This is a genomic window from Bradyrhizobium sp. WYCCWR 13022 (assembly GCF_030435535.1).
Taxonomy (GTDB): Bacteria; Pseudomonadota; Alphaproteobacteria; order Rhizobiales; family Xanthobacteraceae; genus Bradyrhizobium.
Genome location: NZ_JAUIZJ010000027.1, coordinates 1 through 25,858 on the forward strand (window position 1 = coordinate 1; position 25,858 = coordinate 25,858).

General features: G+C 65.6%; 24 protein-coding genes. 10 read left to right on the top strand and 14 right to left on the bottom strand.

What is annotated here, in order from left to right; translation table 11 throughout:
- Positions 1–95: 95 nt before the first annotated feature.
- From QY049_RS31605 to QY049_RS31620, 4 genes are all read right to left on the bottom strand, one after another.
- The gene (locus tag QY049_RS31605; RefSeq protein ID WP_194476885.1) at positions 96–1,307 is read right to left on the bottom strand and encodes an ABC transporter substrate-binding protein; all 1,212 of its coding nucleotides are present in this window, start codon (positions 1,305–1,307) and stop codon (positions 96–98) included.
- A 116-nt stretch (positions 1,308–1,423) separates the two neighbouring features.
- Positions 1,424–1,999 carry an HdeD family acid-resistance protein gene (locus QY049_RS31610; protein ID WP_301270386.1) on the bottom strand — a complete coding sequence of 192 codons (576 nt, stop codon included), beginning with the start codon at positions 1,997–1,999 and terminating at the stop codon, positions 1,424–1,426.
- A gap of 102 nt (positions 2,000–2,101) precedes the next feature.
- Positions 2,102–3,625: an FAD-dependent oxidoreductase gene (locus tag QY049_RS31615; protein WP_258762486.1), complete on the bottom strand. Its 1,524-nt coding sequence runs from the start codon at positions 3,623–3,625 to the stop codon at positions 2,102–2,104.
- Positions 3,626–3,704: 79 nt separating this feature from the next.
- Entirely contained in the window at positions 3,705–4,601 is an 897-nt protein-coding gene (locus QY049_RS31620) for an alpha/beta fold hydrolase (protein ID WP_258762487.1), read from the bottom strand.
- 104 nt (positions 4,602–4,705) lie between these two features.
- Between QY049_RS31620 and QY049_RS31625 the strand changes: the two genes are divergently transcribed.
- From QY049_RS31625 to QY049_RS31645, 5 genes are all read left to right on the top strand, one after another.
- A complete protein-coding gene (locus tag QY049_RS31625; protein WP_258762488.1) occupies positions 4,706–5,038 on the top strand; it encodes a hypothetical protein in 333 nt (110 codons plus the stop codon).
- Between the two features lie 250 nt (positions 5,039–5,288).
- Positions 5,289–5,828 carry a sigma-70 family RNA polymerase sigma factor gene (locus tag QY049_RS31630; RefSeq protein ID WP_301270387.1) on the top strand — a complete coding sequence of 180 codons (540 nt, stop codon included), beginning with the start codon at positions 5,289–5,291 and terminating at the stop codon, positions 5,826–5,828.
- Position 5,829: 1 nt separating this feature from the next.
- Positions 5,830–6,483, top strand: a complete 654-nt coding sequence (locus tag QY049_RS31635) for a ChrR family anti-sigma-E factor (protein WP_258762490.1) — start codon at positions 5,830–5,832, stop codon at positions 6,481–6,483.
- 68 nt (positions 6,484–6,551) lie between these two features.
- Positions 6,552–7,154 carry a sigma-70 family RNA polymerase sigma factor gene (locus tag QY049_RS31640; protein WP_258762491.1) on the top strand — a complete coding sequence of 201 codons (603 nt, stop codon included), beginning with the start codon at positions 6,552–6,554 and terminating at the stop codon, positions 7,152–7,154.
- An 8-nt stretch (positions 7,155–7,162) separates the two neighbouring features.
- Entirely contained in the window at positions 7,163–7,339 is a 177-nt protein-coding gene (locus QY049_RS31645) for a hypothetical protein (protein ID WP_258762492.1), read from the top strand.
- Here QY049_RS31645 and QY049_RS31650 read toward each other — a convergent pair.
- The 10 genes from QY049_RS31650 to hpaR all read right to left on the bottom strand — a co-directional run bounded on the left by QY049_RS31650 (position 7,332) and on the right by hpaR (position 21,081).
- Positions 7,332–7,787: a TspO/MBR family protein gene (locus QY049_RS31650; protein WP_194476893.1), complete on the bottom strand. Its 456-nt coding sequence runs from the start codon at positions 7,785–7,787 to the stop codon at positions 7,332–7,334. The two genes, QY049_RS31645 and QY049_RS31650, sit on opposite strands and share 8 nt — an antisense overlap.
- 70 nt (positions 7,788–7,857) lie before the next feature.
- On the bottom strand, positions 7,858–8,685 hold the full coding sequence (locus tag QY049_RS31655) for an HD domain-containing protein (protein WP_194476894.1): 828 nt from the start codon (positions 8,683–8,685) through the stop codon (positions 7,858–7,860).
- A gap of 279 nt (positions 8,686–8,964) precedes the next feature.
- Positions 8,965–10,599: a tetratricopeptide repeat protein gene (locus QY049_RS31660; RefSeq protein ID WP_258762493.1), complete on the bottom strand. Its 1,635-nt coding sequence runs from the start codon at positions 10,597–10,599 to the stop codon at positions 8,965–8,967.
- Positions 10,596–11,024, bottom strand: a complete 429-nt coding sequence (locus QY049_RS31665; RefSeq protein ID WP_258762494.1) for a hypothetical protein — start codon at positions 11,022–11,024, stop codon at positions 10,596–10,598. Before QY049_RS31665 ends, QY049_RS31660 begins: the two co-directional genes overlap by 4 nt.
- 160 nt (positions 11,025–11,184) lie before the next feature.
- On the bottom strand, positions 11,185–12,063 hold the full coding sequence (locus QY049_RS31670) for a transglutaminase family protein (protein ID WP_258762495.1): 879 nt from the start codon (positions 12,061–12,063) through the stop codon (positions 11,185–11,187).
- Positions 12,060–14,585 (bottom strand): circularly permuted type 2 ATP-grasp protein, encoded by a 2,526-nt coding sequence (locus tag QY049_RS31675; protein ID WP_258762496.1) that lies wholly within the window; start codon positions 14,583–14,585, stop codon positions 12,060–12,062. Before QY049_RS31675 ends, QY049_RS31670 begins: the two co-directional genes overlap by 4 nt.
- 27 nt (positions 14,586–14,612) lie before the next feature.
- Entirely contained in the window at positions 14,613–17,882 is a 3,270-nt protein-coding gene (locus QY049_RS31680) for a DUF2126 domain-containing protein (protein ID WP_258762497.1), read from the bottom strand.
- A gap of 105 nt (positions 17,883–17,987) precedes the next feature.
- The gene (locus QY049_RS31685) at positions 17,988–19,511 is read right to left on the bottom strand and encodes a UxaA family hydrolase (RefSeq protein ID WP_258762498.1); all 1,524 of its coding nucleotides are present in this window, start codon (positions 19,509–19,511) and stop codon (positions 17,988–17,990) included.
- A gap of 93 nt (positions 19,512–19,604) precedes the next feature.
- Complete coding sequence (locus tag QY049_RS31690) at positions 19,605–20,381, bottom strand: HpcH/HpaI aldolase/citrate lyase family protein (protein WP_258762499.1); 777 nt, start codon at positions 20,379–20,381, stop codon at positions 19,605–19,607.
- Between the two features lie 181 nt (positions 20,382–20,562).
- Positions 20,563–21,081, bottom strand: a complete 519-nt coding sequence (gene hpaR, locus QY049_RS31695) for a homoprotocatechuate degradation operon regulator HpaR (RefSeq protein ID WP_258762500.1) — start codon at positions 21,079–21,081, stop codon at positions 20,563–20,565.
- Positions 21,082–21,192: 111 nt separating this feature from the next.
- Here hpaR and hpaH point away from each other — a divergent pair, with 111 nt between their 5' ends.
- The 5 genes from hpaH to QY049_RS31720 are packed head-to-tail and all read left to right on the top strand — an operon-like array spanning position 21,193 to position 25,841.
- A complete protein-coding gene (hpaH, locus tag QY049_RS31700; protein ID WP_194476903.1) occupies positions 21,193–21,999 on the top strand; it encodes a 2-oxo-hept-4-ene-1,7-dioate hydratase in 807 nt (268 codons plus the stop codon).
- A 28-nt stretch (positions 22,000–22,027) separates the two neighbouring features.
- On the top strand, positions 22,028–22,426 hold the full coding sequence (locus QY049_RS31705) for a 5-carboxymethyl-2-hydroxymuconate Delta-isomerase (RefSeq protein WP_194476904.1): 399 nt from the start codon (positions 22,028–22,030) through the stop codon (positions 22,424–22,426).
- Positions 22,419–23,957: a 5-carboxymethyl-2-hydroxymuconate semialdehyde dehydrogenase gene (gene hpaE / locus QY049_RS31710; RefSeq protein WP_258762501.1), complete on the top strand. Its 1,539-nt coding sequence runs from the start codon at positions 22,419–22,421 to the stop codon at positions 23,955–23,957. The genes QY049_RS31705 and hpaE overlap by 8 nt, the downstream gene beginning before the upstream one ends.
- Before the next feature lie 27 nt (positions 23,958–23,984).
- On the top strand, positions 23,985–24,968 hold the full coding sequence (gene hpaD, locus QY049_RS31715; RefSeq protein ID WP_258762502.1) for a 3,4-dihydroxyphenylacetate 2,3-dioxygenase: 984 nt from the start codon (positions 23,985–23,987) through the stop codon (positions 24,966–24,968).
- Positions 24,969–24,971: 3 nt separating this feature from the next.
- A complete protein-coding gene (locus QY049_RS31720; protein WP_258762503.1) occupies positions 24,972–25,841 on the top strand; it encodes a fumarylacetoacetate hydrolase family protein in 870 nt (289 codons plus the stop codon).
- Positions 25,842–25,858: the final 17 nt, after the last annotated feature.

Here is a 25,858-nt window from a genome sequence, read left to right on the forward strand (position 1 = left end):
TGAACGAAACGAGAATTGTGTTACCCATGTCGTCGGTTTGATCTGTTACCTATGTCGCCGGTTGCTCAACCGTCTCTGTGGCCGCTCTTCGCCCCTCACGTCCCGCGCAGCAGCTCGCTCGCCACCACCCAGTCGTTGCCGTCGAACTGGAGCATGTAGCCGTCCTTGATCGGGCGGAAATCCTGCGGCGTGGTGTTGAGGGTGATGCCGGGCAGCAGCAGCGACAGCGGCACCTTCTTCAGGTTGGAAGCCTGCGCCATGATGTTCTCGCGCGTCAGATTGTCCTTGCACTGTTTCAGCACGACCACCAGCGCCTCGGCGACCGTATAGCCGTAGAGCGCGGCGACGTTGTTGACGTCGGCATTGGGCAGGCGGCGCTTCATGAAGTCGATATAGGCCGACATCGCCGGATCGTCCTTCGGCTCGGCCGTGAACGGCTTGAGCGAGCCGAGCGACAGCACGCCCTTGCCGGCATCGAGGCCGGCCGGCGCCATCACGGTCGCCTTGTTGGCGCAGCCGGAGGCGAGGAAGCGCGTCGGCTGCCAGCCGACCTCATGGGCCTTGCGGATCGCCTGCGCGCAGGCGCGCGGCGTCACCGAGTAGATCATGAAGACGTCGGCCTTGGTGTTGGCCAGCGTCAGCACCTGGGAATCGACGGTGGGATCGGCGACCTCGAAGCTCGAGGCCATCGCGATCGCCTTGTCCGCGTCGGCACCGAGAGCTTCCTTCACACCGCGGAGATATTCCTTGCCGGCGTCGTCGTTCTGATAGAGCACGGCGAAACGCGCGTTGGGATTCTTGGCGCGGGCATAGGCGACGTCGATCGCGGCCTCGCTGGTGTAGTTCGGCGCCCAGGGCAGCGCCATCGACCACGGCATGTTGGCCGGATCGTTCCACTTCGAGGCCGAGCTGATCAGGAACAGCTGCGGCACCTTGTTGCTGTTGAGATATTTTGCGATCGCCGAGCTCGGCGCGGTTCCCATGGTCGCGAAGATGAAGGCGACGCCGTCGCCCTCGACCAGCCGCCGCGCCGCTTCCATGGTCTTGGGCGGCGAGAAGGCGTCGTCGAGCGAGAGCAGATTGAGCTTGCGGCCGTTGACGCCGCCCTTCTCGTTGATCTCCTCGAAATAGGCCGAGAGCACCCGCCCGGTGATGCCGAGCGGCGAGGCCGGCCCGCTATAGGGCATGGTGTTGCCGATCTTGATCTCGGTGTCGGTGACGCCGGGACCGTAAGTTTTTTGTGCGGAAGCAGGCGCGGACAGACAGGCGGCAGCCAGCGCTGCGGCCAGGGCCAAAGCGGCTTTCATGGTTTCTCCCCGATGATGATCGTCCGCGCGAGGCGACCGCACGGCGTGCTGCCTTTTGCCAGCACGTCAGCTCAGCGGAGTTCCGCAAGATGGTCTTGCGTCGAGTTGCTGATGGATCAGCTGCGCCGCTTCAAGCTCAAGCCGAGACTGATCCAGCCGGCGCCGGCCATGACCAGGTCGATGCCGAGGAACGGGCCGAGAATATAGACACTGTTGACCGGCCAGCGCGCCACGATCAACAGGCCGAGCAGCAGCGTGATGGCGCCCGACAGCGCCACCCACACCCACGGGCTCTCGCGCTTCATGCTGAAGGCGAGAAACAGCCTGACGGCGCCGGACGCGATCAGCGATGCGCCCAGGAACAGCGTCAGCAGCACTGCCGCGAACAGGGGATTGTCGAAGGTCAGGAAGCCGGCGATGACATAGAGCACGCCCAGCAGCATCCAGATCAGGAACCTGCCCCAGCTCTTCATCTGGAACGCGCCGATGATCTCGGCCGCGCCGGCGACGATCATCATCGCGCCGACCACGAGCACGCTCGCCACCGTCGCCATCACCATGCTGCCGAGCGCGACGAAGCCGGCGATGAGGTAGACGACGCCGAGGGCAACGATCCAGCCCCATTTGGCATGCAGCGCTGCGATGCCGGAGCCGAGACCGAGATGGGGAGAGGTATCCGAAGCGGATGTCATGACGCACCTCCTGCATGTGATGCCCCGGAGCACGTCTCAGGATAGCACGGCGCCGGACCACAGCCAGCAGAGCAGCCCGGCGACCGCCGGCGTTGACGCAGATCAAGGGCGCGACCGCTCCATCTCGAGCTCGGCCTTGAGATTGTCGAGATCGCGATAAATCGAGGCAACCGCGCGGACGCGGCCGTCCTTGCGGTATTTCAGCAGGCAGTCCCTGTCCTTGATGCTGCCGTCGACCGTGATGTCGTCGAAGCTTTCGGCGTGGCCGACATAGTTGATCGGCACGTCGTAATGCTGGCTCCAGAAGAACGGCACGGCGTCGAAGCGCTCGCGCTTGCCGAGCATGTTGCGGGCCGCGGTCTGGCCCTGCCGCTCCGCGACCACCCAATGCTCGACGCGGATGGTCTGCCGCGCATGGGGGTCGGGCCAGCGCGCGATGTCGCCGGCCGCGAAGATTCCGGCGACGCTGGTCTCCAGGAATTCGCTGACGCTGACGCCGCGATCGGCCGCAAGCCCGGCGTGCTCGGCGAGCGCGAGGCGCGGCCTGACGCCGATGCCGACCACGACGAGGTCGGCGTCGATCACGGCTCCGCTCTTCAGCATCGCGCGCGTGCCTTCCAGCTTCTCGACGGTGCCCCCGAGATGGAAGTTGACGCCGTTCTCCTCGTGCAGCGCGCGAATGAAGTCGCCCATGTCAGGGCCGAGCACTTTCTGCAACGGCCGCTCTTCCGGCGCGACAACATGGACCTCGATCTTGCGCGCGCGCAAGGACGCCGCCACTTCCAGGCCGATGAAGCTGGCGCCGATCACCAGCGCACGCCTGGCGCCGGCCGCCGCCTTGATGATGGCGCGACTGTCGGCAACGGAGCGCAGGGTATGGACGTGCGGCTGGTCGGCGCCTGATATCTGGAGCTTGACCGGCTCCGCGCCGGTCGCGAGCAGCAGGCGGTCGAACGGCAGCTTGTCGCCGTTGCCGAGCGTCACGCTGCGCGTCTTCGGATCGACCGCCGCAACGTTCGTGTTCAGGCGGAGATCGATGCCGGCATCCCGATAGTAGTCCTCGCCGCGCAGCGGCAGCCAGTCTTCCGGCGCATTGCCGGCGAGATAGTCCTTGGAAAGATTGGGCCGGTCGACCGGCATCGCGCCATCATCGCTGAGCATGGTGATGGCACCGGCAAAGCCCTCGCGGCGCAACGTCTCGGCCGCCGCGAAGCCGGCCGCGCCGCCGCCGACGATGACGAACTTTTCGCCCGTCGGCGCGCTGCGATGAGCCATCGACGGCTTCGGTGCCTCGCGCTTGCGCGCAACGGTGATCCTGTCGCGATCGCGCGTGACGTCCCACACCGCCAGCGCGTTCAGGGCCGGCGGTCGCGTCGCTTCGCCCGTGCGCATGGCGAAGCAGGCGTGATGCCAGGGGCAGCGGATGGTGTCGCCGACCACGAGACCCTCTGCGAGCGGGCCATGGTAGTGGCTGCAAAGCGGCTCGATCGCAAAGATCTCGCTGCCGGCCAGCACCAGCAGGACGTCCTCCTCGCCGACATGACCGAGCAGCTTGCCGTCCTTGAACTCGGCGAGTGCGACGCCCTTGGTCAGGTCGGGTCCGCTCGGCTTCTTGTCCTCGGTCATGGTCGTCTCCCTCGCAGCTCAACGTGCAACTCAGGATCTGGACGGCGCCGGCGACGAAAAGTTCCTGTGATCGCGAAAATCAGGGCTTTGCGGCCGCCTTGCGCACGTCGAGCACCGCCTGCGCCCATTCGGCCGGCCGTTCCTGCGGGAGGTTGTGGCCGGCGCCGGTGAAGACACGCCGCTCGAAGAAGCCTTCGAACTTGCGCGCGTGATGGGCAGTGCCGGGGTTGACGCCGTCGCTGTCGCCGTCGATCGCGATCGTGGGGACGCGGACCGGCGGCTGCGCGGCCAGCTTGGCCTCGATCGCCGCATAGGCGGGATCGCCTTCGACCAGCGCGTAGCGGTGGCGATAGGAGTGGATCACGACATCGACGAAATCGGGGTTGTCGAACGACACCGCGCTTCGATCGAAGGTGACGTCGTCGAATCGCCATGTCGGCGACCACATGGCCCAGAGCTGGCGGGCAAAGCCGCGGCGGTTGCGCTCCAGCGCGCTGCGGCCGCGTTCGTTGTGAAAGAGATACTGATACCAGAGCGCGGCCTCCTCCGGCGGCGAAGCCGGCTCCATGGAGCGGGCGATGTTCTGGATGTTGTAGGAATTGCCGGAGACGAGAGCGACGACGCGCTCGGGGTGCAGCACCGAGACGACGCAGGCCGCGCGCCCGCCCCAATCATAGCCGCCGACGATTGCGCGATCGATCTCGAGCGCATCCATGAAGGCCAGCAGGTCGGCGCCCAGCGCCGCCTGCTCGCCGGAGCGCAACGTCGAAGCTGAACGAAACCGCGTCGGCCCGTAGCCGCGCAACCACGGCACCAGCACCCGCGCGCCCGCCTGCGCCAGGATCTGCGCGGCCTCGGCATAGGCGTTCACGTCATACGGAAAACCATGGCCCATGATGCAGGGCCAGCCGTCCGGCGCGCCGTAGTCGAGATAGGCGATGTCGAGGACATCAGTCGTGACGGATTTGTGTTGCATGCCGCGCACCTCGCTGCCGGCGCCAGCGTAAATCGAACGTCTCCGGCAATCCATCCCCTCGCGCGGCTCGTTTCGCATGAAGCGCAACCGATCGAGGGGCCAACATGGCATATGTCTCAATGACCGGGTTTCGCCCGAAGGGCATCGCGCGGCTGCCGATGTTCTGGTGGCGGACGGTCCGTTCTTTCATGCAGGCGCGGCGCGCGCCGGGAAATCTGTTGACGACGGGCAGGATCGTCGGCGGCGTCCATCACACGATGACGGCGTGGTCGGACCTCGCCAGCATGCGAGGATTCGTGGCGAGCGGCGCCCACCTGGCGGCCATGAAGAACTTTCGGAAGCTTGGAACCGGGACGGTCTTCGGCTATTCCTGCGACGAAATTCCGGACTGGGACACAGTCTATGCGCTATGGAAGCTGCATGGCCGCGAGGTTTGACCCGGCAGTCCGGCCGGCCATGCGGCTCAAAATACCGCCGCTTGTCGCGCCTGGGCTGGGCCCCTAAAACAAAGCGATCGTGGAGTGATCCGGATGGCCGCGCCCGTCGTTATGGTCAGGACATCTCGACAGAGGCTCCATGACGACCGGTCTTCGCGCTGTGAGCAGGCCCTTGTGGCGCAGCAAGCCTGCGGCGGCTCCCCGGCGGGATCGGCCTCGAAGATCTTCAGGCGAAAGGCCCAAGGCGACCGTGGAATGGGCTGACTTGATCGGACGCGTCGCGGCCCATGGCGATCGGGACGCGTTCAGGCTGTTGTTCGAGCATTTTGCTCCGCGCGTGAAGGGATTCCTGGTCAAGGCCGGGATGACCGCCGACGCCGCGGAGGAAATCGCGCAGGCCACGCTGCTGACGGTATGGCGGAAGGCGGCCCAGTTCGACCCGGCGTCCGCAGGTGCGGCGGCATGGATCTTCACCATCGCGCGCAATCTGCGGATCGATTCCGCAAGGCAGGCGGCGCGGCGAGCCAGGACTGCGGAGAGCGCACAACGGGACGAGACGCCCGAGGTCGCGGATTCGCCGGAGACCATGATGGCGCGGAGCGACGACGTCTCGCGCGTGGAGGCAGCGCTGCAGCGATTGTCCGAGGAGCAATCCACGGTGATCCGGATGTCGTTTATCGAGGAGCAGCCGCACGGCGAGATCGCCGAACGGCTCGGACTTCCGCTCGGAACGGTGAAGTCTCGCATCAGGCTTGCCATGGTGCGGCTGAGGGATCTCTTGGACGACTGACATGACCATCAACCATCACCCACCTGAAGATCTCCTGGCCGATTTTGCCGCCGGCCGGCTCGACGAGGCCGATCGCCTCGTCATCGGCGTCCATGCCGCACAATGCCCGCGCTGCCGGCGTTTCATCGCCGCGATCGAGCAGCTTGCGGGTGCCGCGCTGGAACGGACCGCGCCGGTCGCCATGGCAGACGACGCGTTCGCGACCATCATGGCTGCGATCGACGCGCCGGAGGCGGCGACCGCGCCGGCGCAGGCCGGGTCGCAACCGGTGCCGCTGCTCGACGACGACCTGCCGGAAATCCTGCTGCGTTGCCGGTTCGGCAAGAGCCGGCGCGTGGCGCCGGGCGTCAAGATGCAACCGATCGTCCTGCCCGGTGCGGACAAGTCGCGCGCGTTCCTGCTGTGGTCGGCACCCGGCACGCGCATGCTGGAACATTCGCACACCGGGACCGAGCTGACCCTGGTGCTCAAGGGCAGCTTCAGCCATCAGGGCGGCGATTTCAGGCCGGGCGATTTCGATTTCGGCGACGGCGAGGTCGATCATCAGCCGATCGTCGGCGGCGACATGCCGTGCCTGTGCCTTGTCGCCATGAGCGGGGATTTGCAGATGCACGGCTGGCTCGGCCGGTTGATCTCGCCTTTCGTGCGGCTCTGAGCGTCCTGATGTGATCCAGTCGCGACGCGCAGTCGTTCTCCTGGCAAGCAATGCTGGAGGACGAGGCAATGAGCTGCGGCAGACTGACGGCCCGGGACCCGATGATCGAACGTTTGAGCGATCTTCTCGCCCGGGTCGGGCACGGCGACCAGCGCGCCTTCGCCGAGCTTTTCGCTGCGACGCGCAGCAAGCTGCGCAAGACCGCGCGTCCGATCGCGCCGGTCAGCGCCGATCTCGATGACCTGCTCCAGGACGCCTATCTGAAGATCTGGAAGCACGCCGCCAGCTTCGACCCGGCCCGCTCCTCACCGATCACCTGGATGTGCGCGATCGTGCGCAACACCGCGATCGATGCTGTCAGGCTCAAGCAGATGCCGCTGGCGGATTTCGACGAAGCGCTGTCAGTCGCTGAAATCTCCGAGTCCGAGGACGCGTTCGACTACGATTTCGTTCGACCGATCGCGGCCCGCGCCATCCAGCGGCTTCCCGATCAACGGCGGCAATTGCTGTCGCGGGCCTATCTCGATGGCGAAAGCCGGTCGATGCTTGCGCAGCGCTTCGGCGTCCCGGTCGGCACGATCAAGACCTGGCTGCGAAGGACGGTTGTCTCGCTGCGCGAGGAATGCCTGGCATGTACCCCGGGCGTGGTGGCCCCGCAGCCTCATCGGTGAACCGGCGCATGGGCCGGTCCGGCGAGCCGGAGCAAGAGGCCGGGAACCGCAAGCGCTTCGCCGGCAACGGCGGAATGAAGAACCAATACATCAATCCAGACCGCAAGGATGCGGTCGAGATGCGTGCGATGAGCAGCAGGCAGGGAGGATCGCGGAAGCCGCGACTCGGCCGCCCGTTCAATTGAGCATGACGATGCTGGCATTGAGCAAGGTGGCGAATGCGACCCAGGCAAGATAGGGCACGAACAGCCATGCCGCCGTCCGGTCCGTCAGCCAGCATTCGACGATGAAGCCGATGATCGCCAGCAGCATCGCGACGATGATGCCGAGTGCGAGGCCGGTACGATGCCACGTGAAGAAGACCGGCGACCAGGCGAAGTTGAGCAGCATCTGCGCAGCCCAGAGCAGCATGGCTACGCCGTACGGAGACTGCCCCCAGGTTCGCGCGCCGGCGAGCGCGATCAGCAGGTAGACGACCGACCACACCGGCGCGAAAACCCAGTTCGGCGGGTTGAACGGCGGCTTGATCAGCCCGGCATACCAGGGGCCAGGCAGGTTCGTGCTTCCGATCGCGAAGCCGGCTCCGAGCACGATGAGAACGAAAATGACGTGGGTCGTGAAGGATGTCCGCATGCCGGCTTCGCCGCGATGAGAGGGGCCCCTCACCCCTCAACGCGGCATCGTCAGGTTTGGATCACATGGATTATTTTTGCGGTCCGGACAGCGAGATGTCGCGCTCGGCGCGGAAGACGTTGCTGTAGAGATTGGCAATCCACTGCCGGCCGATCTCGGTCTTGTTGAGATAGCTGATCTCGGTCTGGATGTGCGGTGCGACGCTGTTCCAGTAGAATTGCGGATAGCGGTTCACAATGTCGGCGGGCGAGTCGTAGCCGAGTTGGCGGTTCATGCCGACCTCCTCGAACTCGTAGTAAAGCGCATTGGCCTTGCGCAGATAGTTGGGATCGCCGAGCTGGCCGATGAAGTCGGCGGCGCGCAGGATCGAGGCCTCGTCGTCATATTCCTGGCCCTGGCGGGCCGGGAAGCGCGTTCCCTCGATGGCCCTCGCGACGCGCTCAGAGTCCACGCCGCGGATCGGCGGCAGCCGGCGCCGCACGAAAAGCTTCGACCGGTCAACGTGATACATCATCAGACTGGCATCGGATGCGCCGCGCGGCAGCGACACCTTGGTGCCGGCATCGTCAATCAGGAAGCCGTCTTCGTCGTCCTCCTCGAACAGGCCGCGGACATAGCCGATGTCGTGTGCGAGACAGGCGATGAGGACGTGGAGGTAGTCGTCCGCCGCAAGGTGGGTGTGAAGATTCCGGCCCATCAGGATCGCCTGGGCCGCCAGCGTCACCAGCATCGTATGCTCGATGTTGTGGTAGAGCGCATCGCTGTTGCCGATGCATTCCAGCGCCGTGCGCGTCGATCCTTCCAGCACCCGGGCATAGGACTCGTCGAACCGCCGACGCATGAACGAGCCCAGCATCTTCTCCAGGGTCTCAGCGGCCAGTCGCGGTAACGTCATCATGGATGCAGCCCCGTCTGTCGGTGGTGTCCCACGGTAACTCCCGACGCCTCATTCTCGTCCTTGACGCAGGCTCAGCATAGCTCAATCTGGGGCGACTGACCAAATCCCGAAACAAAAATACGTAAATGTGTAACCCTGCCGCCCCGCAGCATCACGGTTGCGGTCACGGTTCGGCGCACCTTGTGATCAGCCTCTACGAGAGCTTCGCCAGCCGGCCAGTGGGACGTACGTGTGAGCGGACCGGGCCAGGACGCCTGCACCGCGCTGCGGACGGTGGCGTCAATTCCCTCGCGCGAAGCGCGCGAGCATCCCGTCGAACGCGAGCTTGATCCGGTTTACATACGGGTCCTTGTAAGGAAATTCCGGATTCTGGTCGTGCACCAGCATGGAGGCGTTGACCTCGAACACGACGAGACGGCCGTCTGGATCGAGGGAGCAATCGATGCCGAAATAGTCGAGACCAATGCGATCGCGAATGACTCGCAACGCCTGGGAATGGGCTGCGCCGAACACCTCTCCGGGCGCGCGCAGGAAACGCTCCTCCTCGTCCTGCATCCAGGCGTGTTGCGCCATATCGGTCGCGTCGCGATGGAGCTTCCAGTCGGCTCCAATGGCGAGATGATAGGGCAGGATCTCCTCGCCGACGAACAAGAACCGGTATTTTCGGAAGAAGCCATCGGCGGAGCGATAGTCGATATAGTCGATCACATAGCGATCATGGCCTTCATGTGCCGCAAGGAAGGCAGTCAGCGCCGCGGCATCGTCGAGCTTCTCGAAGACGTCGCCGCCATGCATGCCGGCCTGGCGCGCCAGCACCGGAAAAGCAAGATCGAGGCCGTCAGGGAGCCCCTTGCCGGTCGCGATGCGGATCGTGCGCGGCACACGGCAGCCCGCGACGTCGGCGAGTGCCAGAGCCGTGGCGTCGCGCGTGGTGTTCCGGATCCTTGCGGGATCGTTGACGACGGGCTTGCCGAGGCTTCGTGCGATGGCCATGGCGAGCGGAAGCACGTCCGCGCCCTCATCCGCGTCGGAGACAAGGTTGACGACGACATCGGCCTCGTGCGCCAGCAGGGCGATATCCGGCCGGCTGCCCGGCAGCAGCGACAGGATGCTGGTCTGGTAGGCGCAATCCTTGAAGAGAAATTCGACCGGCGTGTTGCCGACGAAGGGCGCAAACAGCGCCAGCGCACGAAACACCGGCGGCGATTGGGTCGCGGGCCTGCGCAGGATCGGATGCACTCGTGCGGCATGGGCGTAGGCGGCCTGCGCCGCCTCGAGCTCGCCGCGCGCCTGGCGGATCGCACCGACCCAGTAGAAGTTCTCGGCCTGTTCGGGCGCGCGCATCACGGCCTGCTCGAACTGCGCGACCGCATCTTCCGTTTCGCCGAGCTCGAAGCAGACCTTGCCGAGCCGGCTGCGGAGCTCGGCGTCTTCGGGCGTCTCCTCGAGCAATTCCAGCAGCAGCGTCCGCGCGATCGCGAACTGCCGCGTCGCTACCAGCGCCTGCACCAAATTCGTGCGCGAGGGCCGATGGCCTGGATTGCGCCGGAGCGCCTCGAGGTAGAGCGAAATTGCGTCCTGCATCTTGCCGCTGCGCTGGTGAACGATGCCGAGATTGCACCAGCAGGCGGCGAGATGCGGCGCGATGCGCAAGGCCGCCCTGTAGTTCTCGCCTGCAGAGCCGATGTCGTCGCACAGCATGAAGGCATTGGCGAGGGCCGCGTGCAGATCGGCGACGCCGTCGACCGCAACACCGATCGACATCGTAGCCGCGAGCGCGAGCCCGGCCTGAAACACCGCAATCGCCGGCCTGATCTCGCCGCGCCGGTAGTGCTCGCGCCCTGTGCGCAGCATGTCGGCAATGCCTGGCGTGTCACCGGAAGGCTGCGCGAGGGCCATCGATGAGGACGTCATGTATTCTCCGGAGGTGACGCCGTGAAGGTGACACCGTGCAGCTGCGGCGGGTATTGCTGCGGCCGCTCCAGGACAGCGCACAGCGCGGCGTCAGCGACGGCTCGCGCGCGCTCGGCCATGGCGTGAACGGTCACGCCGAAGCTGTCCGCGCGGTCATAGAGTGCGAAATGGGCCGGCGCCCAGCCTGGATAGGCCGGCGGACCCGGATGAAAATTGGAGGCGCCGCGGCCGAAGCGCGCGAGCAGATCGGGCGGCACGATGACGCCGGAGGCGAAGGCGACCGGACGAGACGCGGGCTCGATGTTGCCAGGCTCTTCCATATCGACCACCGGCCAGATCACGAGATCCGGCCTGAAACTTCGCAAGATCCGCAACAAGGCCACCTGCTCGGCGGCCTCCGTCAGCAATGCAAGTCCCTCGACCATCGGTTCGGCTTCGGCAGCGTTGATAGCGAGCCACTGTGTCGCGGGGTAGCGTTAACAGCGTGTTAATGAACGGACGCCTGGCACATCCGGGAAACACGGTGAAACAAATCTCCCGCACATGGACGCATTCGCTCACACAAGGGGAGCGGTGAAACCACGGTCACTCCACCAGCAGCACGTCCACGGCGACGCCGAGCTTCTGCTTCGGCGAGCCGACAATGATGCCGTCGATGGGGGACACATCGGAGAAGTCGCGGCCGACCGCCAGCGTGATGTGGTCATTGGCGACCAGCAGATCGTTGGTCGGATCGAAATCGATCCAGCCGAGCTCCGCCCCGCACCACAGCGATACCCAGGCATGGGTCGCGTCGGCGCCTTGCAAGCGCGGTTGGCCCGGCGGCGGAATGGTGCGCAGGTAACCGCTGACATAGGCCGCCGGCAGGCCGAGCCCGCGAAGGCCGGCGATCATCACGTGGGCGAAGTCCTGGCAGACGCCGTGGCGGTTGTCGAAGACCTCGTTGAGCGGCGTCGAGATCACCGTGGCCTTGGGGTCGTAGCGAAACTCGGTACGGATGCGATGCATGAGATCGACCGCACCGGCGAGAATGCCCGCGCCGCGCGCGAAGCTTGCCGCCGCGTAGGCGCTCACGGGGCGCAGCACCGGCACGAGCGGGCTCGCAAAGACATAGCCGACCGGCGAGGACGGCCCGAGGCTGGTCGCTTCGAAGGCGACGTCGCGGATGCTCTCCCAGGACGGGCTGGCGGCATCGCGCGCCGGCGGCTTCCGCTCCACGGCGACGCGCGAGCGCGAGTCGATGCGCAAATTACGATGCGCGGCTTCGATCACGACGCTTTCGGTCAGCGTGCCGAAGAAGTCGCGGCGGACATGGCGCTCGGACGGGCGCGGACGGATCTCGACCTTGTGCGAAATCAATTCCTGGCCGTTGCCGTCCTTCGGCTCGAGCCGCAGCGTGCAGCGGGCGAAGCTGACCGGGCTTTCGTATTCGTAGGTCGTGACGTGCCTGATGTCGTAGATCACGCCAGCCCCGTCAGCTTTTCCGGCCGGCTCGCATTGGGGCCGTGCGGGAAGTAGTGCAGGCCGATCGCCTCGGCGAGATTGAGCAGGTCCTGCTCCAGCGCGAACAGCGACTTGACCTCGAGCTTCTCGGCTTCGGCAGTCGCCAGCATCGCCTGCACCGCCACCGCGAGCCGCTGCGGCTTCTCGATCAGGCCGTGCTCCTTCAGGCTCGGCAATGCCGCGATATGCTCGTTCAAGGTCGCCACCTGGAACGCGACCGAGCGCGGGTTGTAGCTGTCGAGCACCGCCAGGTCGCGCACCGGCGCCAGGATCGGCGCCAGCAGATAGCGCGAGCGATAGGTGATCTGGGAATCCACCAGCGTCAGCAGGATATCGAGATCCTCGTCGCCGGCATCGTCATACGCAAACTGTCGAGCGAAACGTGTCGTGTTGATGGCGCGCTCGGTGCGGCGACCGATATCGAGAAAGCGCCAGCCGGCGGCGCGGTTCATGTTCTCCTGCGCAAGGCCCGCGAAACTCGCAAGCTCCTGCAAGGTCAGCTCGGCCGCGCTCAGCACGCTGTCGTCGTCCTCGACCTCGTAGGAGAGGCGCTCGGCCATCTCGGTGATGACCTGCCAGGCGTCAGGCGACAGCCGCTCGCGCAACGAGGTGGCCGTGCGCAGGGCTGAGCGCACCAGCGACAGCGCCGAGCCGAAACGCGCCTCGCTCTGCAAAGCTTCGGCGACGATGCGCCCCGGCGCGGCGCGCGAGGTCTGCGAGATCGCACCCCAGGTCACCAGCAGACGCTGGATCCGCTCGGCAGATTGCAGCGAGGCCGCGGTGCCCTTGTTGGGTCCGCTCGGCGAGCCCAGCGCGCGCACCAGCCGCAGCGTCGCTTCGGCGCGTTCGAGGTAGCGGCCGAGCCAGAACAGATTGTCCGCGGCGCGGCTCGGCAGCACGCCGGCGATGCGACGGATGCGAACCTTGTCGGTCGCCGGCAACAGCGACGCGGTCGAGACCTTCTTCTCCGAGACCACCCAGACGTCGGCGGCACGGGCGCCGTCGCCCATCGACACCGCGCGCGCGTCCGGCTGCTCGGCGATGCGGCAGAAGCCGCCGGGCATGATGGCCCAGCCATCCGGCGTTGCCGCCGCAAACACGCGCAGCACGAAAGGACGGGGCGTGAGCTGGCCCTGCTCCCACACCGGCATGGTGGACAGACGCACCACCTCCTGGCCGACATAGTCCATGCCGCGCGCGCTGATGGCATCGATCAGGCGCTGACGGCCGGCCGCGTCCAGCTCACTCGCCAGCACCGGGCCATTGCTGTCGAAGCCGGGTACGCCGCGCTGGTACGCACCTTCGATCGCGACCTCGTCGAGCCGCGACAGCACCTCGTCACGCGCCGATTTCTGGCCGCACCACCAGGTCGCGATGTGCGGCATCTTCAGCTCTTCGCCGAGCAGGCGGCGGCTGAGCGCCGGCAGGAAGCCGAGCAGCGCCCTCGCCTCCAGCACGCCCGAGCCCGGCATGTTGGCGACGACGACGCCGTCCTTACGCAGCACATCGATCAGGCCGGGCACACCGAGATGCGAGGACGCATCGAGCTCGAGCGGATCGAGCGAGTTGGAATCGACACGCCGCAGCAGCACATCGAGCCGCTTCAATCCTGCGACGGTGCGGATATGGATGCGATTGTCGCTGACGGCGAGATCGTCGCCCTCGACCAGGAGGAAGCCGAGATAACGCGCCAAGGTCGCGTGCTCGAAATAGGTTTCGCTGAAGCTGCCGGGCGAGAGCACGCCGATGCGCGGTTCGTCGCGATCGGCGCGCGCGCGAAGACTGTCGCGAAACGCCTCGAAGAACGGCGCGACGCGCGGCACGTTCATCGACTTGTAGAGATCGGAGAAGGCGCGCGAGAGCACCAGGCGGTTCTCCAGCGCATAGCCCGCGCCCGACGGCGCCTGGGTGCGGTCGCCGAGCACCCACCAGCGGCCGTCGGGGCCGCGACCGACATCGGCGGCATAGAGCGAGAGATAGCGGCCGCCCGGCGGCGGCACGCCGCAGACCGGGCGGAGATATTCGGGGCTGCCGGCGATTGCGCCAGCGGGCAGCGCGCCTTCCGCGACCAGCCGCCCCTCGCCATAGATGTCGCGCAGCACGAGCTCCAAGAGCTCGGCGCGCTGGGTGATGCCGGCGGAGAGCTGCTTCCAGTCGGCTTCATCGATCAGCAGCGGCAGATGGCTGAGCATCCAGGGCCGGTCGGCGCTGTCGCCAGGTGCGCGGTAGGTGACGCCGGCCTCGCGGAGGTGGCGGTCAGCCATGCCGAAGCGGCGCTCGACCTCGTCAGGCGCGAGCGCCCCGAAGGCATCGAAGAAGCGGCTCCAGACCGCGCGCGGGGCGCCGTCGGGCCCCAGGAATTCGTCAGGGATGCCGGGCAGCCGGCGATAATCGCGGACCCATTGCGCGAGGCGGCGCTGGCCGTCCCGCTGTCCTTGCGCCTTACCTGCCGTCCTGTCCTCTTCGGCTGCGCCCTCGCCCATGCGCCTCTCCCTGCCCCACCCTCATACTCATTGCAGGAGCGGGGTCCGCAAGTCGAGGGTCAGCGGAAATTCATTTGTGCGTTCCTCGGGCGGCGGCTGCATCGGCCCCGGCGTATGGCCGTGGTCCTGGAAGCGCGCCAGCCGCCGCGCCTCGGCCTCGTAGGTGTTGACGGGCTTGGTGTCGTAGTTGCGCCCGCCGGGATGGGCGACATGGTAGACGCAGCCGCCCAGCGAGCGGCCGTTCCAGCTATCTATGAGGTCGAAGGTCAGCGGCGCGTGGACCGGAATGGTCGGGTGCAGGCCGGAGGCCGGCTGCCAGGCCTTGAAGCGGACGCCGGCCACGGCTTCGGCCGAGCGGCCGGTCGATGTCATCGGCAGGCGGCGGCCGTTGCAGGTGATGATATGGCGACCCTCGACGAAGCCCTCGGCCTTGACCTGGAGCCGCTCGACCGAGCTGTCGACATAGCGCACAGTGCCGCCGGCCGAGCCTTCTTCGCCCAGGACGTGCCAGGGCTCCAGCGCCTGCCGCAGCTCCATCGTCACGCCGCCATGATGGATGCGGCCAAAGGCGGGGAAGCGGAATTCGAGCTGGGCCAGATACCATTCCGGCTCGAACGGATAGCCTGAGCTTTTCAGCTCGGACAGCACGTCCTGGAAATCTTCCCAGATGAAATGCGGCAGCATGAAGCGATCATGCAGCGCAGTGCCCCAGCGCACGAACTTGCCGCTTTGCGGCTCGCGCCAGAACTTTGCGATCAGCGCGCGGATCAGCAGCTGCTGCGCCAGCGACATGCGCGGATCCGGCGGCATTTCGAGCGCGCGAAATTCGACGAGGCCGAGCCGGCCGGTGGGACCGTCAGGCGAATAGAGCTTGTCGATACAGATTTCCGAGCGATGGGTGTTGCCGGTGATGTCGACCAGCAGATGCCTGAAGAAGCGGTCCACCAGCCACAGTGGCGTCTGGTAGCCCGGCGGCGGCACGTGCGAGAGCGCGATCTCCAGCTCGTAGATGCTGTCATGGCGCGCTTCGTCGATGCGCGGCGCCTGGCTGGTCGGGCCGATGAACAGGCCCGAGAAGAAATAGGACAGCGAGGGATGCCGCTGCCAGTACAGCACGAGACTCTTCAAGAGATCAGGCCGGCGCAGGAACGGCGAATCCTGCGGGCTCGAGCCACCGATCACGACGTGATTGCCGCCGCCGGTGCCAGTGTGGCGGCCATCGAGCAGAAAACGATTGGCGCCGAGACGCACCTTGCCGGCGTCCTCGTAGAGACCCGAGGTGATCTCGACCGCATCGCGCCAGCTCTGCGCCGGCTGGATGTTCACCTCGATGACGCCGGGGTCGGGCGTGACCTTGATGACCTCGATGCGGGGATCGAACGGCGGCGCATAGCCCTCGACATGGACCTGGAGCTGCATCTCTTCGGCCGTGGCTTCGACCGCCGCAACCAGTTCGAGATAATCCTCGATGCGCTCGACCGGCGGCATGAACGCGCAGATCACGCCGTCGCGGACTTCGATCGACAGCGCAGTCCGGACGGGGATGGACGTGTTGAGATATTCAGGCGCGACGCGCGGCGGTGTTTTCGGCCGCGCCGGCGGCGTGAACACCGGCAGCTTGTCGCGCATCTCCATCGGATCCTGCTCGACGATGTAGGGATATTGATTTGGCGGCACATAGCCGAGCGAGCCGATCGGCAGGCGCAGGCCGAGCGGTGAATCGCCCGGCGACAGGAACAGATGGCCGCGCCGGAGCTGCCAGCGCTCGCTGCGCCAGCGCGGCGGCGCATTCCAGCGCTGCACCGGCAGCACGAAGCCGCGCGGCGCGCGGAGGCCCTGATTGAAGACCCGCGCCATCCGCGCGCGCGCCTCGGGATCGGACAATTGCGAGTTGGAGGGATCGACGTTGATCGGAAGCTCGGCTTCCTTCTGCAGCCAGTAGACGGTATCCTCATAGGCCGGGATGATGTAGCCGGGATCGAGCCCGAGCCGCGCCGCCGTGCCCTCCATGAAGTCTTCGGCGTCCTCGGTCTGGGCACGCCTGGGATTCTCGATTTTTGCGATGAGATCGGCGTTCTTCCAGATCGGCACGCCGTCCTTGCGCCAGTACAAGCCGAAGGCCCAGCGCGGCAGGCTCTCGCCCGGATACCATTTTCCCTGGCCGTAATGCAGCAGACCGCCCGGGGCAAAGCGCGTCCGCAGGCGGCGGATCAGATCATCGCCGAGCGCGCGCTTGGTCGGACCGACGGCTTCCGTATTCCACTCCGCGGCCTCGAGATCATCCACGGACACGAAGGTCGGCTCGCCGCCCATGGTGAGCCGCACGTCCTGGCTTAGGAGATCACCGTCGACCTGCTCGCCGAGATCGTTGAGCCGTCCCCAGGACTCGTCGGAGAACGGCTTTGTGATACGCGGCGCTTCGCGAATCCGCCGCACGCTCATGTCGAAGGCGAATTCGACCTCGGCAAAGCCGGCGCCGCCTGAGATTGGAGCTGCCGAGCGATAATGCGGCGTGGCCGCCACGGGGATGTGCCCCTCGCCCGCGAGCATTCCGGACGTCGCATCGAAACCGATCCAGCCGGCGCCGGGCAGATAGACCTCGGCCCAGGCGTGCAGATCGGTAAAGTCGTTCTCGACCTCGGGTGGTCCCTCGATCGGATCGATGTCGGGACGAATCTGGATCAAATAGCCGGAGACGAAGCGCGCGGCGAGGCCGAGATGGCGGAAGGTCTGGATCAGGAGCCACGCGGAGTCGCGGCACGATCCCGCGCAGGAGGCCAGCGTCTCCTCCGGCGTCTGCACGCCGGGCTCCATGCGGATGATGTAGCTAATCTTCTTCTGCAGCTCGCGATTGAGATCGACCAGATAGTTGACCGTGTTCGGCGCCTCGCGCGGGATCGAGGCCAGATATTTTGCGAATTCGCGATCGGGCTTGATGGTCTCGAGATACGGCGCCAGCTCGGTCTTGAGATCTTTCGGATACTCGAACGGAAAGCTGTCGGCATAGGGCTCGACGAAGAAGTCGAACGGATTGACCGTCGTCATCTGCGCAGTGAAGTCGACCTCGAATTTCAGCTCGGTCGTCTTCTCCGGGAAGACGTAGCGGGCGAGCCAGTTGCCCTGCGGGTCCTGCTGCCAGTTCACGAAGTGGTTGGCCGGCGTGACCTTGAGCGAATAGCTCAGGATCGGCGTTCGCGTGTGCGGCGCCGGCCGCAGGCGGATGGTCTGCGGTCCCAGATCGATCGGGCGGTCGTATTTGTAGTGCGTGACGTGATGCAGTGCGACGTAGATCGACACGGGGTGCGGTGCTCCAGCAGCTTTTTTGAGCAGAACACCTGACGTGAATGCGATCAAGCACTAACAACGGGCAGCCCGTGCCTACGGCACGGGCTGCACGGTCGATCACATCGTCGCGCCAAGCACCCAGGGCGCGAACTCGGCACCGCCGAAATCGAAGCTCTCGCTTTTGGTGGGCTGGCCGGAGGCGGTCTTCAGGATGAGATCGAAGATGCGCTGGCCGCACTCCTGGACACTCTCCTCACCCTCGAGGATGGTGCCGCAATTGACGTCCATGTCCTCTTCCATGCGCTTGTACATGGGCGTGTTGGTGGCGAGCTTGATCGAGGGCGCGGGCTTGCAGCCGAACACGCTGCCGCGTCCCGTGGTGAAGCAGACGAGGTTGGCGCCGCCGGCGACCTGGCCGGTGGCCGCGACCGGGTCGTAGCCGGGCGTGTCCATGAAGACGAAGCCCTTCTTGGTCACGGGCTCGGCGTAGCGCAAAACATCGACGAGATTGGTGGTGCCGGCCTTGGCCATCGCGCCGAGCGATTTTTCCAGAATGGTGGTGAGACCGCCGGCCTTGTTGCCGGGGCTCGGATTGGCATTCATCTCGGCGCCTTCGCGCGTCGTGTATTCGTCCCACCAGCGCATGAGATCGACGAGCTTCTCGCCGACCTCGCGGCTGACGGCGCGGCGCGTGAGGAGATGCTCGGCGCCGTAGGTCTCCGGCGTCTCCGACAGAATGACAGTGCCGCCGTGGCGCACGATGAGATCGCTGGCAGCACCAAGCGCCGGATTCGCCGACACGCCGGAATAGCCGTCGGAGCCGCCGCATTGCAGCGCGACGGTGAGCTCGCTCGCGGGCACGGACTCGCGCTTGACCTTGTTGGAGTCAGTGAGCGCCTCGCGCACGAAGGCGATGCCGGCTTCCACCGTCTTGCGGGTGCCGCCGACCTCCTGGATGTCCATCGCGCGCAGGCGACCGGCGAGCTTCTGCTCTTCCATGAGCCCGCCGATCTGGTTCACCTCGCAGCCGAGGCCGAGCACGATGACATGAGAGAAGTTGACGTGACGCGCATAGCCGCCGAGCGTGCGGCGAAGCAGCGCGAGCGGCTCGTTCTGCGTCATGCCGCAACCGGTCTTGTGGGTCAGCGCGACCACGCCGTCGACATTGGGAAATTCGGCCAGCGGATTGTCGCCGGTGAACGGGTTCTTCTTGAAGACGTCGGCGACGAGGCTTGCGACATGCGCGCTGCAATTCACCGAGGTGAGGATGCCGATATAGTTGCGCGTGGCGACGCGGCCGTCGGGGCGGCGAATGCCTTCGAACGTCGCCGGCAGGTCGAAATTCGGTGTCGGCTTGACGTCGGCGCAATAGGCGTAGTCCTTGGCAAAGTCACCCATGCCGATGTTCTGCACGTGCACGTGCTGGCCCGGCGCGATGGCCTGCGTCGCAAAGCCGATGATCTGGCCGTAGCGGATCACGGGCTCGCCCACCGCGAACGGCTTGATCGCAACCTTGTGGCCGGAGGGAATGCGCTCGACCGTCGTCACGCCGTCGGCCACCACCGTCCCCGGCGGCAGGCTCGCGCGCGCGATCAGCACGCCATCATCGGGATGCAGGCGGATGACGAGGCTGATGGTCATGAGTATCTCCAAAAGCGAATAGTGAGTAGCGAGTTCCGAATGGAAAAGGGGAGCAGCATCGTTCGCCACTCCCCATTCGCCATTCGCGAGTTCTTAAGCCTTGCCGCCGGAATCCTTGCGGGTCGCGTTGACCTGCATCTTGGCGTAGGTGGTCATCAGGCCGACCTCGTTCGAGAGCGTCACCAGCTTGAAGCCCATGTTGATGGCGCGCGCCGCACCTTCGGCGCCGCTGCAATGGATGCCCGGGTTGAGGCCGCGCTTGCCGCATTCCTTGATGATCTTGTCGTAGATCGCGAGGATCTCGGGTTCGGAGCGATCGAGCTTCGGCTCGAGGCCGTAGGAGAAGCCGAGATCGGACGGACCGATATAGACGCCGTCGATGCCCTCGACGTCGAGGATCGCTTCCATGTTCTCGACCGCGGTCCTGGTCTCCATCATCGGCAGCAGGATGGTGTCGACATTCGCGGTCTTCTGGTAGGAGCCGGCGGTGCCGTACATGCCGGCGCGGATCGGCCCGTTGGAACGGACGCCCTGCGGCGGATATTTGGAGTAGGAGACGAGGTTCCTGGCCTCCTGCGCCGTATTGACCATCGGGCAGATCACGCCATAGGCGCCGCCATCGAGCACCTTGCCGATGATGCCGGGTTCGTTCCAGGGCACGCGGACCATCGGGGTGACCGGGTGCTTGTCCATGGCCTGGAAGCACTGCACCATCGACAGATAGTCCTGCACGCCGTGCTGCATGTCGACGGTGACGCTGTCGAAGCCGCATTGCGCGATCATCTCAGCCGAGAAGCCGGACGGAATGGCCAGCCACGCGTTGACCACGGCCTTGCCCGACTTCCAGATTTCCTTGACCTTGTTCGCCACGTTGCCTTCCTTCTTTGTTGTTTAGACCGTGTTGTCTGGACCTTCGTCGCCATGACGAGCGCCGCGACAGCGCGCTTCTGGTTTCCAGTGCCGATTTGGACGGATCAGCTTGGGCGGCACTTTGAGCGAAAAAACGCAGCAATGTCCATGGCTCTCGCCGCATCCAAGCGCATATCTGGTTTCACTCTCCTGCACTTGCCTCGTCGCCGGCGCCGAGCGCCGCAAGGCACGTCTCCAACTCTCCGAGCATCTCCTGCAACTCGGCAAGCTTGCGCGCGCCGAAGCGCTGCGTGATCTCGGCATAGATCGCCTCCGAGGACGGCGCGACCAGGGCCATCAGCTTCACGCCCTCCCTGGAGATCGAGACCATGCTGCGGCGCTGATCCATCTTCGCGGTCTTGCGCTCGATCAGATTGCGCGCCTCGAGATCGCGCAGGATGCGCGACAGGCTTGGTCCGAGGAGAAACGCAGTGCGCGCGAGTTCCGTAACCTCTGCAGCTTCGATGGCGGCGAGCGCGCGCAGGATGCGCCATTGCTGCTCGGTCAGGCCGTGTTCGCGCAGATTGGGACGAAATTGCCGCATCACCGCCTCTCGCGCCCGCAAGAGCGACATCGGCAGCGAGCGCGAGAAGTCCCGCATCGGCACCTGCCGCGCGGCAGGCGGGCTTGCGCTGGTCGGATCAGCCGGTCTTTTCGCCATGATACCCTTTCAGACCGCTAGCCGTTTGCAGTGCAGCAAACCCGAATTGTGTTTGACGCATTCACTTAACATGTTAAGTATCTCCGGGCACCACGATTTGTAAGCTCTCAGATGCCGCTATCCAAAGACGATATCCAGGCTTGCGCGAGCCGTCTGCACCGGGCGGAGAAGACCCGCGTGCAGATCCGGCAATTGTCGCAGGATTTCCCCGACATCACCATCGCCCATGCCTATGCGATTCAGAAGGCGTGGGTCGACATCAAGATCGCCGAGGGGCGGATCGTCAAAGGCCACAAGATCGGCCTGACCTCGAAGGCGATGCAGAGCGCGCTCAACATCGACGAGCCCGACTCCGGGGTGCTGCTCGACGACATGTTCTTCGCCGACGGCGGGATCATTCCGACCGAGCGCTTCATCGCGACGCGCGTCGAGGCCGAGCTTGCCTTCGTCATGAACAAGCGCCTGTCGGGGCCGGACTGTACGATGTTCGACGTGCTCAACGCCACCGACTTCGTCGTGCCGGCGCTGGAGATTCTGGATACGCGCATCGAGCGCGTCGATCCCGAGACCAAGGCCACACGAAAGATCTACGACACCATCGCCGACAACGCGGCGAATGCCGGCATCGTGCTCGGCGGACGGCCGATCCGTCCGCTAGAGGCGGACCTGCGCTGGATCGGCGCGCTGTGCTTCAAGAACGGCCAACTGGAAGAGACCGGCCTTGCCGCCGGCGTGCTCAATCATCCGGCCACCGCCGTCGCGTGGCTTGCCAACAAGATCGCGCCGCTCGGGCTTGCGCTCGAGCCCGGCCAGGTGGTGCTCGCCGGCTCCTTCATCCGTCCGATCGAGACCCGCAAGGGCGACACAATTCAGGCCGATTATGGCGCCTACGGCTCGGTGAGCTGCTACTTCGCCTGACCCATAAAATACAGGGAGTGAAACCGCCATGCCGCATTTCACGATCGAATATTCGGCCAATCTCGATGGCCGCCTCGACATCGGCACTGTGTGCGAGGTGGTGCGGAAAGCGGCGGTCGAGACCGGCATCTTCCCGCTCGGCGGCATCCGCGTGCGCGCTATCAGGTGCGAGCACTACGCGATCGCCGATGCGCGCAACGATTACGGTTTCCTCGACATGGTGCTACGCATCGGCGAGGGCCGCGACCTTCCGACGCGCCAGAAGGCCGGTGAGCATGTCTTTCAGGCGCTCTCAAAACACCTCGATCCCGTCTTCGCTGGCAGCAAGTTCGCTTTGTCATTCGATATGCAGATCAACGACAAGGACACCAGCTGGAAGCGCAACAACATCCACGACGCATTGAAAGTGGTCGCCGCCCATGGATAAGCCCACACCCAAAACCGACGCCTTCCAGACCAACCGCGACCGCGTCGCGGCGCTGCTGAAGAAGCTGAACGTCGACGGCATCGGCCATATGATCGACGGCAAGATCGTGCCGTCGATCTCGGGCCAGACCTTCGAGACCAAGTCTCCCGTCGATGGGGCAACACTCGCAAGCGTCGCGCGCGGCAACGCCGAAGACATCGACGCGGCAGCGACAGCCGCTGCCCTCGCCTTCAAGTCCTGGCGCGACATGGGTCCGGCGATGCGGAAGAAGCTGCTGCATCGGGTGGCCGACGCGATCGAGGACAACGCCGAAGACATCGCCGTGCTCGAATGCATCGACACCGGCCAGGCCTATCGCTTCATGGCCAAGGCCGCGATCCGCGCCGCCGAGAACTTCCGCTTCTTCGCCGACAAATGCGCCGAGGCGCGCGACGGCCTCAATACGCCAAGCGACGAGCACTGGAACGTTTCCACCCGCGTGCCGATCGGCCCCGTCGGCGTGATCACGCCGTGGAACACGCCGTTCATGCTGTCGACCTGGAAGATCGCGCCGGCGCTGGCCGCGGGCTGCACCGTCGTGCACAAGCCGGCCGAGTGGTCGCCGGTGACGGCCGCCATTCTGGCGAAGCTCGTCAAGGAAGCCGGCGTGCCCGACGGCGTGCTCAACACTGTGCACGGTTTCGGCGAAGAGGCCGGCAAGGCGCTGACCGAGCATCCCGCCATCAAGGCGATCGGCTTCGTCGGCGAGAGCGCGACGGGCTCGGCCATCATGGTCCAGGGCGCGCCGACCCTGAAGCGCGTGCATTTCGAGCTCGGCGGCAAGAATCCCGTGATCGTGTTCGACGATGCCGATCTCGAACGCGCGCTCGATGCCGTCGTGTTCATGATCTACTCGCTCAACGGCGAGCGCTGCACCTCGTCGAGCCGCCTGTTGATCCAGCAGAGCATCGCCGAGAAGTTCGTCGAGAAGCTGACCGCGCGCGTGAAGGCGCTGAAGGTCGGTCACCCGCTCGATCCCGCCACCGAGATCGGGCCGCTGATTCACGAGCGGCATCTGGCGAAGGTATGCTCCTATTTCGACGTCGCGCGGCAGGACGGCGCGACCATCGCGGTCGGCGGCAAGGCCTATGACGGCCCGGGTGGCGGACATTACGTCGAGCCGACGCTGGTGACGGGCGCGAGCGGCAAGATGCGCGTTGCGCAGGAGGAGGTGTTCGGCCCCTTCCTCACTGTGCTGCCGTTCAAGGACGAGGCCGACGCGATCGAGATCGCCAACGACATCCGCTACGGCCTGACCGGCTATGTCTGGACCAACGACGTCGGCCGAGCCTTGCGGGTTGCCGACGCGTTGGAGGCCGGCATGATCTGGCTGAACTCCGAAAACGTCCGCCATCTGCCGACGCCGTTCGGCGGCATGAAGGCCTCGGGCATCGGCCGCGACGGCGGCGACTACTCGTTCGACTTCTACATGGAAACCAAGCACGTCTCGCTGGCGCGGGGCACGCACAAGATCCAGAAACTGGGACTCTGACGCTCGCCATTCCCTGGGGAAACGCCAATGCCGGTACCGCAACACACCTTCGAGCCGCCGTTCAACATCATCCGCTCCAGCCACGTCGTGCTCGACGTGACCGATCTGAAGTTGAGCCGCGAGTTCTACGAGACCACCGTCGGACTGCATGTCGAGGATGCCGACGACAATGTCGTGTACTTGCGCGCCGCCGAAGAGCACCAGCATCACTCGCTGGTGCTGCGCAAGGCGGCAATGCCGGCCTGTAACAGGCTCGGCTTCAAGGTCGGCAATGACGGCGATCTCGACAAGGCCGCAAAGTTTCTCTCCGAGAATGGCCTTGGCTATGCGTTTTCCCATCAGCCCTTCCAGGGCCGGACGCTGCAATTCACCGACCCCTTCGGCTTCCAGATCGAGCTCTACGCTTCGATGGAGCGGCGGCCGCATCTGCTCCGCCGCTATGATCTCTACCGGGGGTGCCACCCGCAGCGGCTCGACCATTTCAACGTCTTCGCGGCCGAGGTGCAGGACACCGTCGACTTCTATGCGCGGCTCGGCTTCCGCCTCACCGAGTACGCCGAAGAGGACGGGCCGAATGGACGCATCGCTGCGGCCTGGATGCATCGCAAGGGCAACGTCCATGATTTCGCGATCACCAACGGCAAGGGCCCTCGCCTGCATCATTTCGCCTACTGGACGCCGACGGCGATGAATATCATCCATCTCTGCGACGTCATGGCCTCGCAGGGCTTTGTGAAGAACATCGAGCGCGGCCCCGGACGCCACGGCATCTCGAACGCGTTCTTCCTCTATGTCCGCGACCCCGATGGACATCGCCTCGAGCTCTACACCAGCGATTATTTCACGGGCGACCACGACCATGAGCCGCTGCGCTGGTCGCTGCGCGATCCCCGCCGCCAGACGCTGTGGGGCGCGCCGGCGCCGCGCTCCTGGTTCGAGCAAGGCTCGCCCTTCACGGGCCAGGCCGTGCGCGAGCCGAAGTTCGTGGCCGACGTGCTGGTGGCGGATTAAGCCATGAAGCTCCCTCGCCTCGCCACCTATTCCCTCAAGGGTGAAACCCGTTACGGCGCCGTCCTCGAAGGCGGCATCGTCGATCTCTCTGCGCGCCATGCCAAGGACTACCCGACATTGCGCGAGGCGATCGCGGCCGGGAAGCTCGTAAGCCTTGCCGAAGAAGCCGCCGGCCGCACGCCGGTTCACGCGCTCGGCGAGATCACATGGTTGCCGCCGGTGCCCGCGCCGGAAAAGATCATCTGCATCGGCGTCAACTATCCCGACCGCAATGCCGAATACAAGGACGGCCAGGATGCTCCGAAATATCCGAGCATGTTCATGCGCTCGCCCCGCTCCTTCGTCGGCCACGACACGCCGCTGGTGCGCCCGCGCGCATCCGCGCAGCTCGATTATGAAGGCGAGATCGTGCTGGTGATCGGCAAGCCCGGCCGGCACATCAAGGAGAGCGCCGCACTCGATCACATCGCAGCGCTGACGCTCTGCAACGAGGGCTCCGTGCGCGACTGGCTGCGCCACGCCAAGTTCAACGTCACTCAGGGCAAGAACTTCGATTCCAGCGGCAGTCTCGGGCCATGGCTCGTGCCCTACACGAAGGAAGCGCAGATCGCCGACATCAGGCTTACGACGCATGTCAACGGTGAGCTCAGGCAGGACGACCGCACCAGCCGGCTGATGTTTCCGTTCCGCTACCTCATCAGCTATATCTCGACTTTCGCGACGCTCGTGCCCGGCGATGTCATCGTCACGGGCACGCCGACCGGCGCTGGGGCGCGGTTCGATCCGCCGCGCTATCTGAAACCCGGTGACGTCATCGAGGTCGCCGCCGAGGGCATCGGCACTTTGCGCAACGGCGTCGTCGACGAAGCCTGAACAACAACGCGAAATGG